Annotated in this window: 15 protein-coding genes; 8 read left to right on the top strand and 7 right to left on the bottom strand. The window is 71.7% G+C overall.

What is annotated here, in order from left to right; translation table 11 throughout:
* Positions 1-5 precede the first annotated feature (5 nt).
* A complete protein-coding gene (locus tag Q2K21_RS33815; protein WP_310779297.1) occupies positions 6-1436 on the top strand; it encodes an alpha,alpha-trehalose-phosphate synthase (UDP-forming) in 1431 nt (476 codons plus the stop codon).
* Between the two features lie 134 nt (positions 1437-1570).
* Here the strand turns inward: Q2K21_RS33815 and otsB are convergent, their stop codons facing one another.
* Positions 1571-2416, bottom strand: a complete 846-nt coding sequence (gene otsB / locus Q2K21_RS33820) for a trehalose-phosphatase (RefSeq protein WP_310779300.1) — start codon at positions 2414-2416, stop codon at positions 1571-1573.
* A 271-nt stretch (positions 2417-2687) separates the two neighbouring features.
* Positions 2688-2915 carry a DUF3263 domain-containing protein gene (locus Q2K21_RS33825; protein WP_310779303.1) on the bottom strand — a complete coding sequence of 76 codons (228 nt, stop codon included), beginning with the start codon at positions 2913-2915 and terminating at the stop codon, positions 2688-2690.
* A 153-nt stretch (positions 2916-3068) separates the two neighbouring features.
* On the opposite strand from Q2K21_RS33825, the gene Q2K21_RS33830 reads away from it, so the two are divergent.
* From Q2K21_RS33830 to Q2K21_RS33840, 3 genes are all read left to right on the top strand, one after another.
* Positions 3069-4013, top strand: coding sequence for an ROK family protein (locus Q2K21_RS33830; RefSeq protein WP_310779307.1), 945 nt, complete (start codon positions 3069-3071; stop codon positions 4011-4013).
* Complete coding sequence (gene nagA / locus Q2K21_RS33835) at positions 4013-5158, top strand: N-acetylglucosamine-6-phosphate deacetylase (RefSeq protein WP_310779310.1); 1146 nt, start codon at positions 4013-4015, stop codon at positions 5156-5158. The genes Q2K21_RS33830 and nagA overlap by 1 nt, the downstream gene beginning before the upstream one ends.
* 159 nt (positions 5159-5317) lie before the next feature.
* Complete coding sequence (locus tag Q2K21_RS33840; RefSeq protein WP_310779312.1) at positions 5318-6247, top strand: 1-phosphofructokinase family hexose kinase; 930 nt, start codon at positions 5318-5320, stop codon at positions 6245-6247.
* A 46-nt stretch (positions 6248-6293) separates the two neighbouring features.
* Here the strand turns inward: Q2K21_RS33840 and Q2K21_RS33845 are convergent, their stop codons facing one another.
* Both Q2K21_RS33845 and cdgB read right to left on the bottom strand, forming a co-directional pair.
* Positions 6294-7229, bottom strand: coding sequence for a CBM35 domain-containing protein (locus tag Q2K21_RS33845; protein WP_310779315.1), 936 nt, complete (start codon positions 7227-7229; stop codon positions 6294-6296).
* A gap of 116 nt (positions 7230-7345) precedes the next feature.
* Complete coding sequence (cdgB, locus tag Q2K21_RS33850; RefSeq protein ID WP_310779318.1) at positions 7346-9022, bottom strand: diguanylate cyclase CdgB; 1677 nt, start codon at positions 9020-9022, stop codon at positions 7346-7348.
* A gap of 363 nt (positions 9023-9385) precedes the next feature.
* Between cdgB and Q2K21_RS33855 the strand changes: the two genes are divergently transcribed.
* Positions 9386-9970, top strand: coding sequence for a flavin reductase family protein (locus Q2K21_RS33855; RefSeq protein ID WP_386275906.1), 585 nt, complete (start codon positions 9386-9388; stop codon positions 9968-9970).
* Positions 9971-10135: 165 nt separating this feature from the next.
* On the opposite strand, the gene arfB is transcribed toward Q2K21_RS33855, so the two are convergent.
* The gene (arfB, locus tag Q2K21_RS33860; RefSeq protein ID WP_310779321.1) at positions 10136-10564 is read right to left on the bottom strand and encodes an alternative ribosome rescue aminoacyl-tRNA hydrolase ArfB; all 429 of its coding nucleotides are present in this window, start codon (positions 10562-10564) and stop codon (positions 10136-10138) included.
* Positions 10565-10785: 221 nt separating this feature from the next.
* Between arfB and Q2K21_RS33865 the strand changes: the two genes are divergently transcribed.
* Together Q2K21_RS33865 and Q2K21_RS33870 are read left to right on the top strand one after the other, a co-directional pair.
* Positions 10786-11361, top strand: a complete 576-nt coding sequence (locus tag Q2K21_RS33865; RefSeq protein ID WP_310779324.1) for a TerD family protein — start codon at positions 10786-10788, stop codon at positions 11359-11361.
* 203 nt (positions 11362-11564) lie between these two features.
* Positions 11565-12080 carry a GNAT family N-acetyltransferase gene (locus Q2K21_RS33870; protein ID WP_310779326.1) on the top strand — a complete coding sequence of 172 codons (516 nt, stop codon included), beginning with the start codon at positions 11565-11567 and terminating at the stop codon, positions 12078-12080.
* 13 nt (positions 12081-12093) lie between these two features.
* Here Q2K21_RS33870 and Q2K21_RS33875 read toward each other — a convergent pair whose 3' ends face one another.
* Complete coding sequence (locus Q2K21_RS33875) at positions 12094-13524, bottom strand: M1 family metallopeptidase (RefSeq protein ID WP_310779329.1); 1431 nt, start codon at positions 13522-13524, stop codon at positions 12094-12096.
* A gap of 40 nt (positions 13525-13564) precedes the next feature.
* Here Q2K21_RS33875 and Q2K21_RS33880 point away from each other — a divergent pair, with 40 nt between their 5' ends.
* Positions 13565-14065 (top strand): hypothetical protein, encoded by a 501-nt coding sequence (locus Q2K21_RS33880; RefSeq protein WP_310781377.1) that lies wholly within the window; start codon positions 13565-13567, stop codon positions 14063-14065.
* 33 nt (positions 14066-14098) lie between these two features.
* On the opposite strand, the gene Q2K21_RS33885 is transcribed toward Q2K21_RS33880, so the two are convergent.
* Complete coding sequence (locus tag Q2K21_RS33885) at positions 14099-15613, bottom strand: MFS transporter (protein WP_310779332.1); 1515 nt, start codon at positions 15611-15613, stop codon at positions 14099-14101.
* Positions 15614-15661: the final 48 nt, after the last annotated feature.

Raw genomic sequence — 15661 nt, forward strand, 5'->3', positions numbered from 1 at the left:
GAGGCATGGCTGTCACGCATGCGGCTCGGATCCTCGTCGCCTCCAACCGCGGCCCGGTCTCGTACGCCCTGGACGAGACCGGGACGCTCACGGCCCGGCGCGGCGGGGGCGGGCTGGTGTCCGGCCTGTCGGCGATCGGCCCGGACGCGGACGCGGTATGGGTCTGCGCGGCCCTGAACGACGGTGACCGCGAGGCGGTACGCCGGACGGGTGGTGCGCTGGATCCGGCCGACACGGGCGGGCAGCGCGTACGGATGCTCGACATCGACGCGCAGGTGCACACGGACGCGTACAACGGCATCGCGAACTCGGTGCTGTGGTTCGTGCACCACATGCTGTACCAGACACCGCTGGAGCCGGTCTTCGGCACGGAGTTCCGGCGGCAGTGGGCGGCGTACGAGGCGTACAACCACGCGTTCGCCGAGGCACTGGCCCAGGAGGCGGCCCAGGGAGCGGCGGTCCTGGTCCAGGACTACCACCTCGCCCTGACCCCCCGGATGCTCCGCGCGCTCCGCCCGGACCTGCGGATCGGCCACTTCTCCCACACACCGTGGGCACCGCCGGACTACTTCCGTCTCCTGCCCGACGACATCGCGGCGCAGGTGCTCGGCGGGATCCTGGGCGCGGACCGGGCGGCGTTCCTCACCCAGCGGTGGGCGGACGCGTTCACGGAGTGCTGTCACGCGGTGCTCGGCCCCGGCATCCCCTCGGGTACGCGCATCGGGGTCCACGGCCTGGGCGCGGACGCGGACTTCCTGCGGAAGCGGGCACACCAGCCGGACGTGGACGAGCGGATGGGCGCACTGCGGGAGCAGGTCGGGACGACTCCCGACGGCCGCCCCCGGAAGACGATCGTGCGGGTGGACCGCACGGAGCTGTCCAAGAACATCGTGCGGGGTCTGCTGGCGTACGAGGAGCTGCTGGAGTCGCGTCCGGAGTGGCGCGAACGGGTCGTCCACGTCGCCTTCGCCTATCCGTCCCGCCAGGACCTGGCCGTGTACCGGGAGTACACGGCGGAGGTCCAGCGCGTCGCACAGGAGATCAACTCCCGCTATATGACGCCGAGCTGGACGCCGGTCGTGCTGCATGTGAAGGACGACTTCGCCCGCTCGCTGGCCGCGTACCGACTGGCGGACGTGGCCCTCGTGAACCCCATCCGGGACGGCATGAACCTGGTCGCCAAGGAGGTCCCGGTGGTCTCCGACGAGGGCTGCGCGCTGGTGCTGTCCCGGGAGGCGGGGGCGTACGAGGAGCTGGCGGGGGACGCGGTGGCCGTGAACCCGTACGACATCGTGGGCACGGCGCGGGCGCTGCACGAGGCGCTGTCGATGCCGGCGGGTGAGCGGGCCGCCCGCACGGAGGCGCTGGCCGCTCGGGCTACGGCGCTGCCTCCTGGGCGGTGGTTTTTGGATCAGTTGGCTGCGCTTGAGGTTTGAGCGGGTTGTTTTTCGGCTGCGGGCCGGTGGGGGCTTGTCGCTCCCCCAAGTTCTCGGCTTCGCTCGAACAGGGGGGACCCCCATCGCGGCGGAGCCGCATATCGACACAGCCCCGCGCCCCTGTCGGGGCGCGTTCACGCGAGCCGGTGTGCCAATGACCTCAGAAGTTGCACCACCCCCGGCGGGCCGTCGACCACCAGGTCCGCTCGTTTCGCCAGTTCTGTGACCTCGTCGCTGCCGCTGCAGACCAGCAGACCGGGGACGCCGGCGGAGCGGAGTTCGTCGACGGCGGCGAAGGCGGGGAGGTCGCCGAGGTCGTCGCCGGCGTACATGACCGCTTCGGGGCCGGTCTCGCGGACGTACTCCAGCAGGGCCATCCCCTTGTCCATGCCCGGCGGGCGCAGCTCCAGGACCATACGGCCGGGTTCGACGATCAGGCCGTGGCGGGCGGCGAGTTCGGCGAGGGGTTCGCGCAGGGCCTCGAAAGCGGCTTGCGGATCCTCGGCGCGGCGGGTGTGGACGGCGACGGCGCGTCCCTTCTCCTCGATCCACGTGCCGCGCCAGGCGCCGATCCGCTCCAGGAAGCCGGGAAGTTCGGCGCGGACGGCGGCGACGCCGGGGTGCGGGGCGGGGGCGGTGACGGTGCCGGTGCGGGCGTCCCAGCGTTCGGCGCCGTAATGGCCGAGGACGACGAGGTGTTCGAGGCCGGGGACGCCCGCGAAGCCGCCGTAGCGGACGGCGACGCCGGCGGGGCGGCCGGTGACGACCGCGATCGAGGCGACCTTCGGGGCGAGGGCCGTGAGGGCGGGGACCGCGTCGGGGTGGGCGCGGGCCTGGTCGGGGTCGGGGACGATCGGGGCGAGCGTTCCGTCGAAGTCGAACGCGAGGACGGCCCGATCGGGCCGCGTAAGGATGGCGTCGAGACCGTCGCGCCCGGCCGGGGTCGCGGGCGTCGGCAAGGAGTCCGTGTGGCTGCCCATGGGACGACCCTAGCGGCGCCGACGCGGGCGCACGTCCCTGTAGGGCTCGCCCCCTGAGAGGGTGTGCCCCGACAGGGGCGCCCCTCAGGGGCGCGGGGCTGTGTCGATATGCGGCTCCGCCGCGATGAGGGTCCCCCCTGTTCGAGCGAAGCCGAGAACTTGGGGGAGCGACCAGCCCAGAACGACCCGCACACGCCGTACTACCTGCCGTGGCACCCGATGAGGCGCACCCCTCCCCCGGCCGAGCCGCCACGCGCCCAGCGTTCGGCGCCTAGCGTTCGGCGCGCCGGGAGTCGCGGACGCGGCGGAGGCGGTTGACGGTGACCGGGGCGTGCGCGAGGGCTCTGGGGTCGTCGAGGAGGGCGTTGAGCAGCTGGTAGTAGCGCACGGGCGCGAGGTCCAGCTGCTCGCGTATGGCCCGCTCCTTGGCCCCCGGCCCGGAGAAGCTGCGCCCCTCCAGGGCGAGGACGGCCTTCTCCCGGGGGTTGAGGTCTTCCATGGGGGAACGGTAGCCGGACGGGCTGACATGCGACTGGCCCCAGGATCGCCGCCGGGCCGTGCTGTCTCGCCATTCGGGATATTGCCGCCTTGAGGTCCGCACCCGCGCAAGTGGACTAGACCTCTTTCGGGTCCAGGCCTCACACTGTTCCCCGTGAGACATGTCATCGCCCTCGATGTGGGCGGCACCGGGATGAAGGCCGCCCTGGTCGGGGCAGGGGGCGAGCTGCTGCACCAGGCCCGGCGGGCTACGGGACGCGAGCGCGGGCCCGACGCCGTGGTGGAGTCCATCCTCGGTTTCGCCGCTGATCTGCGCACCCACGGCGAGCGGCACATCGGCGAACCCGCGGCCGCCGTCGGCGTGGCCGTGCCCGGCATCGTCGACGCCGACCGCGGCATCGCCGCCTTCTCCGCCAACCTCGGCTGGCGTGACGTACCGCTGCGCGATCTGCTCAGCGGCCGTCTCGGCGGCGTTCCCGTCGCACTCGGACACGACGTACGCACCGGAGGGCTCGCCGAGGGCCGGATCGGCGCGGGCAGGGGAACAGACCGCTTCCTGTTCGTGGCCCTCGGCACCGGCATCGCGGGCGCCATCGGCGTCGGCGGCCGGGTGGAGGCCGGCGCGCACGGCTTCGCGGGCGAGATCGGCCACATCGTCGTACGGCCGGGCGGGACCCCCTGTCCGTGCGGCCAGCACGGCTGCCTGGAGCGGTACGCCTCCGCCGCCGCCGTCAGCGAGGCCTGGGCGGCGGCGTCGGGCGATCCGGGGGCGGACGCCGCAGACTGCGCCAAGTCCGTCGAGTCCGGCGACCCCCGGGCGCGGGGTGTCTGGCAGGACGCCGTGGACGCGCTCGCCGACGGACTCGTCACCGCGCTCACCCTGCTGGACCCGCGCACCCTGATCATCGGTGGCGGGCTCGCCGAGGCCGGGGAAACGTTGTTCACACCACTGCGCGCGGCCGTACGGCGACGCGTGACCTTCCAGAAGCTGCCGTCGATCGCCCCCGCGGCACTGGGGGACACCGCCGGATGCCTCGGTGCCGGGCTCATGGCCTGGGATCTCCTCGAAACCACTGACCCTGCGGAGGTAACCACCTGATGGCCGCTAGCAAGGTTCTCGCCGGTGCCCGGGTGGTGCTGCCCACCGGGATCGTGAACGACGGCCGCGTGGTCGTGGAGGGCACGCGGATCGCCACGAACGATTCCGCGGGCGCGGAGATCATCGACGTACGAGGGCACTGGCTGGTCCCCGGCTTCGTCGACATCCACAACCACGGCGGCGGTGGCGCGTCCTTCACCTCCGGAACCGTCGAGGACGTCCTGCGGGGCGTCCACACCCACCGACTGCACGGCACGACCACGCTCGTCGCCTCGACCGTCACCGGCGACATGGACTTCCTCGTCCAGCGCGCCGGGCTGCTGAGCGAGCTCGCCGAGCAGGGCGACATCGCCGGCATCCACTTCGAGGGCCCGTTCATCTCGCCGTGCCGCAAGGGCGCGCACTCCGAGGAGCTGTTGCGCGCGCCGGAACCGGCGGAGGTCCGCAAGCTGATCGACGCGGCGCGCGGCCGGGCGAAGATGGTCACCCTCGCCACCGAACTGCCCGGCGGCCTCGACTCCGTGCGGCTGCTCGCCGAGCAGGGCGTGATCGCCGCGATCGGGCACACGGACGCGACGTACGAGCAGACGCTGGAGGCGATCGAGGCGGGCGCCACGGTCGCGACCCATCTCTTCAACGCGATGCCGCCGCTCGGCCACCGTACCCCCGGCCCCATCACCGCGCTGCTGGAGGACGAGCGGATCACGGTCGAGCTGATCGACGACGGTACGCATCTGCACCCGGCCGCCCTGCAACTGGCGTTCCATCACGCGGGCGCGGGGCGGGTCGCGTTCATCACGGACGCCATGGACGCGGCCGGGTTCGGCGACGGCCGCTACATGCTCGGCCCGCTGGAAGTGGAGGTGGCCGACGGAGTGGCCCGCCTGGTCGAGGGCGGGTCGATCGCCGGCTCGACGCTCACCCTGGACCGCGCGTTCCGGCGGGCGGTCACCGTCGACCGGCTGCCGGTGGAGGACGTCGTGGCCGCCGTCTCGGCCAACCCGGCGAAGCTGCTGGGCCTCTACGACCGGGTGGGTTCCCTGGAGCCCGGCAAGGACGCCGACCTGGTGCTGCTGGACGCCGAGTTCGGCCTCAAGGGCGTGATGCGCCGGGGCGAGTGGGTGGTCGATCCCCAACTGGGGTGATTCATCCCCATGTTGGCATGCGGCGGTCGGCCCCGGGGACTGGGCCGACCGCCGACTCTTTTGGCATGATCAAGCCTCCGCACACCGCCGACGGCAAACGCACTCCGGTATCCCCGCCACCCGGACCGCGCCGTCACGACGATCGAGGGAGGTCCCCAGGTGATCCTCACGGTCACGCTGAACACCGCTCTCGACATCACCTATCGCGTACGGGCGCTGAGGCCGCACACCTCGCACCGGGTGACCGAGGTGACCGAACGTCCCGGCGGCAAGGGCCTGAACGTGGCCCGGGTGCTCGCCGCGCTCGGCCATGAGGTGACCGCCACCGGCTTCGCGGGCGGCGCGACGGGCCGCTCCCTCCGGGACCAGCTCGCCCGCACACCCGGTGTCGTGGACGCGCTCGTCCCGGTCGAGGGCGCCACCCGGCGCACGGTCGCGGTGGTCGACGGGACGACCGGCGACACCACCCAGCTCAACGAACCGGGCCCGGTGATAGCGCCCGCCGAGTGGTCGGCTTTCCTGGATGCGTACGAGGACCTGGTCGCGTCCGCCGCCGCGGTGGCCCTGTGCGGCAGCCTGCCGCCGGGGGTGCCGGTGGGGGCGTACGCCCAACTGGTGCGCACGGCACGTGCGGTGGGCGCGCCCGTGCTGCTGGACACCAGCGGTGAGCCGCTGCGCCGTGGGGTCGCCGCCCGCCCGGACATCGTCAAGCCGAACGCCGACGAACTGGCCGAACTCACCGGCTCCCACGATCCATCGGTGGCCACCCGGGACGCCCGCCGGCGCGGGGCGCACACGGTGGTCGCCTCACTGGGCGCGCAGGGCCTGCTCGCGGTGAACGCGGAGGGCCGCTGGCGCGCGGTCCCGCCGCGCCGCATCCAGGGCAATCCGACGGGTGCGGGCGACTCGGCGGCCGCGGGCCTGCTCGCGGGCCTGGTGGAACACCTGCCGTGGCCCCAGCGCCTGGCCCGCGCGGCGGCCCTGTCCGCGGCGACCGTACTGGCCCCGGTGGCGGGCGAGTTCGACCGGCGGACCTATGAGGAGCTGCTGGACCAGGTGGCTGTGACGGGCGAGGCCACGGCGGCGTAGGAGCGCCGGACGGCGGCGGGCCTCGGGGAGGCCCCCGGGGGACCGGCTACTTCGACCAGCCCTGCGTCAGCCACAGCTGATCGAGGTAGGCGTTGCACTGGTTCCCCTGCTCGCAGGAGATCCGGATCGTGTTCGTGCCCTTGTTGAGCTGGAGGTAGTTGTACGTCTTCGTCCAGCCCTTCTCCCAGTTGCCCGCTGGTGCGTTCGCCCAGTTCTTCAGCGAGAGGGGGTTGGTCTGCGCCGTGCCGTTGACCGTGAGGGTGGCGGTGGCGTCGACGCCGGGCACGCCGTAGCCGGTGTGCAGCGTGTACTTGCCGTCCGAGGGGACGTCCACGCTCCAGGTCACGGCAGCGCCGACGTTGTTGAAGCCCGCCACATAGATCCCGCCGTCGGACTTGGCGCCCTTGACGTCGGACGCGGTGGTGGTGCCGCCCTCCAGCCGCAGGGCCTTCGCATCGATCTCCGGCAGTTCACCGGCGGCCGTGGAAGCGGACGCCGACGCGGACGCCGAGGCGCTCTGCGAGGCGGTCGGGCTGCTCGACGCGCCGCCCGCCTTGTCCTTGTCGTCGTCGTTGCCGTTCATCATGGCGACGCCGATGCCGATCACGACCGCGGCGACCACCGCGATCGCGCCGATCAGCAGGCCCTTGGTGTTGGGCCCACGGCCGCGCCCGCCGCCGCCCGCGCCGCCCATCGGCGCCTGACGGGTCGTGGGGGCGCCGCCCGGCATGGTCTCGGGCGCCGCGTAGTGCGGGTTCGGCTGGCCGTAGCCCTGCTGCTGCGGCACCTGGCCGTAGCCGGCCGCCGGGGCCCCCGGCTGGCCGTACTGGCGCTCGCCGACCGCGCGCACTCTGTTGACGGAGCCCGGGTAGCCGTAGCCGCCCGTGGGCGGCTGGGCGCCGTTGGCCTGACCATCGGCGTAGAGGTAGCCGAACGGGTCGTCGTCCTCGGGCGTGCTCGCGCCGTTGTTGCCGGGCGTCATCCCTAGGTACTCCTCAGCAGGTGCGGTCCAGATGCGTACGTGGCTGATTGGCGAGCCTACCGGTTCCCGCGACCTCAAACGGGTGTTCTTCCCATCACCCGGGCGCTGACCTGGGGTTATCCCGCACGCCTGTGTTGTTTGGGACGAGAACGTTTCTCCACGTACATCCGCTCGTCGGCCGATTTCAGCACTTCGTCCGCCGTCATGCCGCAGTGGGCCCAGCCGATGCCGAAGCTGGCGCCGACCCGCATGGCGCGGCCGTCGACCCGGATCGGCTGGATGATCTCGTTGCGCAGGCGCACCGCGAGGTCCTGCGCGTCGGCCTTGCCGAGCCCGTCGGCGAGGACGACGAACTCGTCGCCGCCGAGCCGGGCGACCGTGTCCCCGTCCCGCACGCCCCGGCTGAGCCGCCGCGCGACCTCGATGAGGACCGCGTCGCCCGCGTTGTGCCCGAAGCGGTCGTTGATCGACTTGAAGCCGTCGAGGTCGCAGAAGAGCACCGCGAGACCTTTGGTGCCGTCGTCGGTGTCGCTGTCGGGGGTGGCGGTGTGCACATGGTGGTCGAAGGCGTCGTACGGGCCCGGACCGGTGTGGAAGTCGAACGCGTGCACGCTCTCGTCGTACGCCGCCGGGTGCTCGGCCCCGTATCCCCCGTAGGCGGCGTCCAGGGAGTCGGCCGCGCCCGGCGGCAGGGACTGCGGGCGCTGACAGATGCGGGCGGACAGGCGGGAGCGCAACTCGGCGGAGTTGGGCAGCCCGGTGAGCGAGTCGTGGGAGGCGCGGTGGGCGAGCTGGAGCTCGCGGCGCTTGCGCTCCTCGATGTCCTCGACATGGGTGAGCAGGAAGCGGGGGCCGTCGGCGGCGTCGGCGACGACGGAGTTGCGCAGGGACACCCAGACGTACGTGCCGTCCCGGCGCCCGAGCCGCAGTTCGGCCCGCCCGCCCTCGGCGGAGGTCCGCAGGAGCGTGCCGATGTCCTCGGGGTGGACCAGGTCGGAGAAGGAGTAGCGGCGCATCGCGGAGGCGGGGCGGCCCAGCAGCCGGCACAGCGCGTCGTTCGTGCGCAGGATCCGGCCGTGCTGGTCGCCGCCCATCTCGGCTATGGCCATGCCGGAGGGGGCGTACTCGAAGGCCTGCCGGAAGGACTCCTCGCTGGCACGCAGGGCCTGCTGCTCCCGCTCCAGACGGACCAGGGCCCGCTGCATGTTGGCTCTCAGGCGGGCGTTGCTGATGGCGATGGCGGCCTGGAAGGCGTACATCTGGAGCGCCTCGCGCCCCCATGCGCCGGGCCGCCGCCCGTTGCGCGGCCGGTCCACGGAGATGACCCCGATGAGTTCGCCGCATGGACCGCCCTGGACGCTCGGCGTGTACATGGGCGCGAAGAGGCGGTCGGAGGGGTGCCACTCGTCCTCGAAGCGGGGCTCGGGACCGTCGGTGTGCCACTGCGGCACGTCGTCCTCGTCGAGGATCCAGCCCTCGGTGTGCGGTATGAACCGCAGATCACCCCAGGCCTCCCCCATGTTCAGCCGGCGGTCCCAGGAGGCGCGGGAGCCGACGCGGCCGGTGATGAGCGCCTCGGCGGCGGAGTTCCCGGCGAGCGCGGCGACGACGAGGTCGCCGTCCGGGCGTACGAGGTTGACGGCCGCCAGCTCGTAGCCGAGGCCGTTGACGACGCCGTCGGCGACGGTCTGGAGCGTGTCCGCCAGACTGCGGGCGGTGTTCATGTCCGCCATCACCCGATGCAGCTGTCGCAGGGTCGTCAGGCGGACATACGGCTCCGAATCGGTCTCCATTCGCCCTCCCCTCGAGGTCTCGCAGCAACTCCAGGGTCGCGCCGGCGTACTGGGTGGTTCTCTCGGTCCCGCTCGGTGCGCTACTCGGCGTACTACGGGCGTAGCATCGTGCAGCGTATCCCCGCCACTGAATCACAGCGCGCTGCCCACTAGGTACACAGGGTCAACAAAAGAGGCCTCCTGTGACTCAAGTCACAGCAGAACGTGAACAATTGAGTGGGGTTTCCGCATTCTTCCTGTGCGTTTCCCGAACGCGATGCAAAACCTGTGCACACTCTGTGACCGATATCCGCCGATGGTCCTAGGTCGCGGATCGGGCCTGGGGCCGATGTGGGCCTCGATGGCGGCGACTAGCGTTCCCGTGTGCTCAAGACTCCCCCTGTCCCGTCCGTGCCCGCCGCCCCGCCCGCCTCCGGGCATCCTGAGGGGGTGAGCAACGACGAGTTCCGCGCAGTCATGTCCCGGCTCGCCGCCGGTGTGGTCCTGGTGACCGCGCAGGAGCCGCCGCTGGACCCGGACGACCCCCAGGCGCCAGGCGGCGAGGACGTCGGCATGACGGCGACGGCGTTCCTGTCGGTGTCCCTGGATCCGCCCTTGGTCCTGGTCAGCCTGCGCGAGGGCTCCCGCATGGACGACCTGCTCGCCGAGCAGCCCCTGTGGGCCGTCTCCGTGCTCTCGGAGAGCCAGCGGCACATCGCCGGCCGCTTCGCGATGAAGGGCCGCATCAGCGACCGGCTCCTGTTCGAGGACATCCCGTACGTCCGCGGCGAGGTCAGCGGCGCACCCTTGGTCGGCGGCGCCCTGGCCACCCTGGAGTGCCGCACGGAACAACGCGTACCGGCCGGCGACCACACCCTGGTCATCGGCCGCGTCCTGACGGCCCGGGTACCGAGCGCGGACGGGGGTCCGCTGGTCTACTTCCGGGGCCGGTACAGGCATCTGGGCTGAGGGGCGCCCCGTCAGGGGCGCGGGGCAGTGACATCATGCGGCTCCGCCGCGTGGGCGCGACCAACCACACACATCCGACACTGACGCGACCACAAATGCCGCCACGGCGCTACTCAGCCGGGGCCCGGGGCAGAGCCCCGTGACGGCACCCCACCCCCGGCACCGCTAACCCCAGTCCCGCCCCGACCGCCCCCGCTTGGTGTCGGCACGCCGCTTCTTCTCGCGCAACCGCCGCTCATTGATCCCACGGGGTATCCGCGTCGCCCGGCGCGGCTTCGGCGGCGGCGCCGTCGCCTCGGCAAGCAGGGCGGCCAGCCGCACGGCGGCGGCCTCGCGGTTGCGCCACTGCGATCGGTGTTCGGAGGCGCGCACGCTGACGACCCCGTCGACGAGCCGCCCCGCGAGCCGTTCGAGGGCCCGCTCCTTCCACACCTGCGGCAGCGCCTCGGTCCTGGCGAGGTCGAAGCGCAACTCGACCTGTGTGTCACTGGTGTTGACGTGCTGTCCACCCGGCCCCGAGGAGCGCGAGAAACGCCACATGAGCTCGGCCTCGGGAAGCGAGACGGAGCCGCGAACGACGTAAGGACCGGACATGCCTCCATGGTCGCGCGCGTGTCCGGTCCACGTCACTCGAATATCGAGGTCACGCACGACCGCCGCATCCAGGTGAAGCACGGCATTCAGGTAAAGAAAGTAAAGAGATCCGGAACCATAGGGACCCCCCTTGGCGTTGGTAGGGGTAGCTGTAGCTTCGTGCCGTACGAAGCCCATAGGCACCGCACCGCGTACGCGAACGAGGGAAGGAACTCCCAACAATGGCTGTAAGCCTGTCCAAGGGTGGCAACGTCTCGCTCACCAAGGAGGCTCCGGGCCTGACCGCCGTCACCGTGGGCCTCGGCTGGGACGTCCGCAGCACCACCGGCACGGACTTCGACCTCGACGCGTCCGCGATCGCGGTCAACGCGCAGGGCAAGGTCTACTCGGACGCCCACTTCGTCTTCTTCAACAACAAGCAGACCCCGGACAACTCGATCGTCCACACGGGCGACAACCGCACGGGCGAGGGCGCCGGCGACGACGAGGCGATCAACGTCAACCTCGCCGCCCTCCCGGCCGACATCGAGAAGGTCGTCTTCCCGGTCTCGATCTACGACGCCGAGTCCCGCTCGCAGAACTTCGGCCAGGTCCGCAACGCCTACATCCGTATCGTCAACCAGGCCGGCGGCGCCGAGATCGCCCGCTACGACCTGTCGGAGGACGCGGCCACGGAGACGGCCATGATCTTCGGCGAGCTGTACCGCAACGGCGCGGAGTGGAAGTTCCGCGCGGTCGGCCAGGGCTACGCCTCGGGCCTGGTGGGCATCGCCCAGGACTTCGGCGTCAACGTCTGACGGACGACGCCCGAACCGGGCGGGAGCCCCGGGCCGCGGTGTACCGCGGCCCGGGGCTCCCTCATTTCCCGCGCCCCGGAATTTCCCGCGCCCCGAACTTCCCGTGGCCCGAACTTCCCGCGCCCCGGAGTTTCCCACGCCCCGAAACCTCCCGCGCCCCGAAGCCGGCCGCGCCCCGAAGCCGGCCGCGATACGTTGCCCGGGTGATCCTCACTTCCCTCCCCCTCACCCCGGACCACGACATCCCGGTCCCGCTGCTCACCGAGCTCACCGCGCTGTACGCCTCCAACCGCGAGTTCCACGCCCTCAGCGGCGACTTCCCCGACCCGGACGACATCCGCCCGGAGCAGGTGGCGACCGCGCTGGCCGACGAGCTGGTGAACCCGGACGTGGAGGTGCTGCTCGCCCGCAGCAGCGGGCGCCTCGTGGGGATCGCGATCAACCTCGCCCACCACCCCGACCCCGCCGACCCGGACCCGTGGATCGGCCTGCTGATGGTGGACGCGGGCATGCAGCGACAGGGGTACGGCCGACAGCTCGCGTCACTCGTCGAGGACCGCTTCCGCGCCGCGGGCCGCACCGCCGTACGCCTGGCCGTGCTGGAGAACAACCCCAGAGGCCTCGCCTTCTGGACCGCTCTGGGATACGAGGTCATCGACCACCGCAAGGACCGCCAACGCGGCCGTCCCTGCGCCGTGTTGCGCAAGGAGCTGCGATGACCGCCCGGCGCCCTCAGGGATGCGCCGGCTTTCCGTCCCCGTACAGCCAGTCCTTCCAGATCCCGTCGAAGTCCTTGTCCGGCGCCTTCTTCTCGACGTACGCCGTGAAGTCGGCGGTGTCCGCGTTGCCGTGGCGGTGGGCGGCGGCCCAGCCCTGGATGATGTCGTAGAACGTGTCGTCGCCGACGGTCTGCCGGATCTTGTGCAGGACCATCGCGCCGCGGTCGTACACGGGAGGGTCGGAGATGTGCGCGGCGTCGCTCGGCTTCGCGGGCGGGAACGCCCAGATCGCCTTGTTGTCCTCGGGGTCGTCGTAGTAGTCGCCGCGGTAGAGCGCGTCAAAAATCTCCTGTGCGGTCTCGCCGTCGTTGTCCTCCTGCCACAGCCACTCCGCGTACCTCGCGAAGCTCTCGTTGAGCCACATGTCCCGCCAGGTCTTGGGGGTGACGGAGTCGCCGTACCACTGGTGGGCGATTTCATGGACGAGGATGCCGAGCTCGGGGGTGCCGGGGAAGACGGGGCGGTTCTGGGTCTCCAGCTCGTAGCCGGCGTCGTCCGGGCGGTCGACGATCGCTCCGGTGGAGGAGAAGGGATACGGGCCGAAGTTGGTCTCCGCCCACTCCATGACCTCGGGCAGCTTGGCGAGCACCGCACGGCTCGCCTTCGTCTGCGTGGGGTCCACGGCGACGTACGCCGGCAGGCCACCCTTGATGGTGGGGCGGGTGATGTCGTAGTGGCCGATCGCGAGCGTGGCGACGTAGCTCGCCATCGGCTCGGCGGTGTGCCAGCGGAACGTCTTACGGCCACCCGTGACGGTCTCGCTCTTCAACTCCCCGTTGGAGACGGCCTGCAAGTCCTTCGGCACGGTGACGGAGATGTCGTACGCCGCCTTGTCGGACGGGTGGTGGTTGCCGGGGAACCAGGCCATCGACCCCACCGGCTCGCCCAGCGCCAGCGCGCCGTCGGCCGTGCGCAGCCAGCCTTCCTTCGCGCGGTCCGCGTCGGTGATGGTCACCGGGGTGCCCGAGTAGCGGACCGTCGCGCTGAACGTCTCCCCCTTGTCGAGCTCGTCGTGCGGACGGACGGTGAGCTCCTGGCCGGCGCGGCTGAAGCGGGCGGCCCTGCCCTCGACGGTGACGCCGGCGACGTCCAGCCCCTTGAGGTCGAGGTCGAAGGCGGACAGGTCCTTCGTCGCGCGGGCGGTGATCACCGCGGTGCCGGTGAGGTGGTGGTCGCCGGGGTCGTAGGCGAGGGTCAGGTCGTAGTGGGTGACGTCGTATCCGCCGTTGCCCGCCTTGGGGAAGTACGGATCGCGCACGCCGGAGCCGCCCGGGGTGCCCTGCACACCGCCACCGCTACAAGCCGTCAGCGTGAGGGCGAGCAGCGCGGAGGCTGCGGAGACTAAGGGGACGGAAGCCGGGAGAAGAGGTGCGGATCGGGACATGGAAGCGATCCTATGCGGGGGCCATGACACCATCGCCTACGTGCTCGACATCGGCTACGCCCTCTCCAACCGCTTCCCCGACCCTCCGCAGACCGACTACCGCCGCGCGGACGTCCACGCCCTGCGGCACGACCTGTTCTGCGGTGACGTCTACCTCGCCGACACCAAGACGGACCGGGAGCTGTCCACAGCCTGGGGATGGGTGCCGGTGCTCGACTTCGCGTGGGCGCTGTGCGACATCGTCGAGCGGCTCGACCGCGACCCGCTCGGCAGCCGCGCCGCCCGGCCGCAGCACGCGGAGCTGGACTTCACCGAGTCCACCGACCGGATGCTCTTCGAGCGCCGCTTCGGCTGGGTGGACATCGAGGCGGAGTGGCTGCCCGCGGCCGAGCCGCCGCTGACCTTCTCCCACACCGAACTGCGCCGCGAGGCCCGGGACTTTCTGCACGACCTGATCGCCGACCTGACCGATCTCCACGAGGACCTCGCGGAGAACCCCGCGGTCTGGACCCTCCAGGCACGCTTCCCGCGCGTCGGCTGACCGGAGGGACGGGCGGCCGTGCCCGGCCGGCGGTCACGGGAAACGGGCCCGCCGCACCTCCTCCGGCACCGGTGCCCTGGCCGGGCCGTACGCCGGTGGTTTCGCCGTCACCATCAGGCCCGCGGCCAGGCCCGCCAGAAGCAGGACGCCCGCCGCCCACCAGATGGCGACGGTATAGCCGTGGACCATGCCCTCGCGGACGATCAGGGCCTTCTCGGCGGGGTTGCGCAGGTGCGCGGCGACGTACGCCGTGCCGCCGGCCGTCGCGACGGTGTTCAGCAGGGCCGTACCGATCGATCCGCCCACCTGCTGCGAGGTGTTGACGGTCGCCGACGTCACGCCCGAGTCGTACGGCGCGACCCCGGCGGTCGCGGTCGCGAAGACCGGCATGAAGGTGAGACCCATGCCGAGACCCATCAGCACGAGGCCGGGCATGATCTCCGTCGCGTACGCCGAGTGCACCGTCATCTGCGTGAGGATCACCATGCCGCCCGACGCCAGCACCGAGCCCGGCACCATCAGCAGGCGCGGCGCCACACGGGGCAGCAGACGGGCCGAGATCTGCGTCGAGCCCACGATGGTCGCCGCCGTCAGCGGCAGATAGCCCAGTCCCGTCTTCAGGGGCGACCAGCCGAGGACGACCTGTAGGTAGTAGGTCATGAACAGGAACAGCCCGAACATCCCGATGACGGCCAGGCACATCGTCAGGAAGCATCCCGCCCGGGTGCGGTCCCTGACGATGTGCAGCGGCAGCAGCGGCTGCGACGCCCTCGTCTGCCACCACACGAACGCCGCGAGCAACACGACCCCGACCGCGAACAGACTCAGCACCAGCGGGTCCGTCCATCCCCGTGGCTCCGCCTCGCTGAACCCGTACACGAGTGCGACCAGCCCGCCGCAGCCCAGCACCACGCCGGGGATGTCGAGGCGGGCCCCCGTGTGGCCGGGGCGGCCCCGCAGCAGCGCGAGGCCGCCGAAGACGGCGATGACCGCGACGGGGACGTTGACGTACAGGCACCAGCGCCAGTTCAGGTACTCGGTCAGCAGTCCGCCCGCGAGGAACCCGATCGCCGCACCACTGCCCGCGAGCGCGCCGTAGATACCGAAGGCCTTCCCGCGCTCCTTCGGGTGGGTGAACGTGGTCGTCAGCAGGCTGAGGGCCGAGGGCGCGAGGACGGCGGCGAAGACGCCCTGGAGCGCGCGGGCACCGAAGAGCATCCCGGAGGTGGTGGCCGCACCGCCCAGCGCGGACGCCCCGGCGAAGCCGATCAGGCCGATGACGAACGTCCTTCTGCGGCCCACCAGGTCCGCGATCCGGCCGCCGAGCAGGAGCAGCCCGCCGAAGGCCAGCGTGTAGGCGGTGATCACCCACTGGCGGTTGTTGTCGGAGATGCCCAGGTCGTGCTGGGCCGACGGCAGCGCGATGTTCACGATCGTCGCGTCCAGGACCACCATCAGCTGGGCGAGCGCGATGATCACCAGGCCCCACCAGCGGCGGGGATCGGCGTCGTCGGATACCGCGGACGCGCCCGTCCGGGTGACGCTCACCCCGCCAGAAGACCATGGATCCCCGCGCATCGCATCTTCGAGACGGGG

It is taken from the genome of Streptomyces sp. CGMCC 4.7035 (genome assembly GCF_031583065.1).
Classification (GTDB): Bacteria; Actinomycetota; Actinomycetes; order Streptomycetales; family Streptomycetaceae; genus Streptomyces; species Streptomyces yaanensis.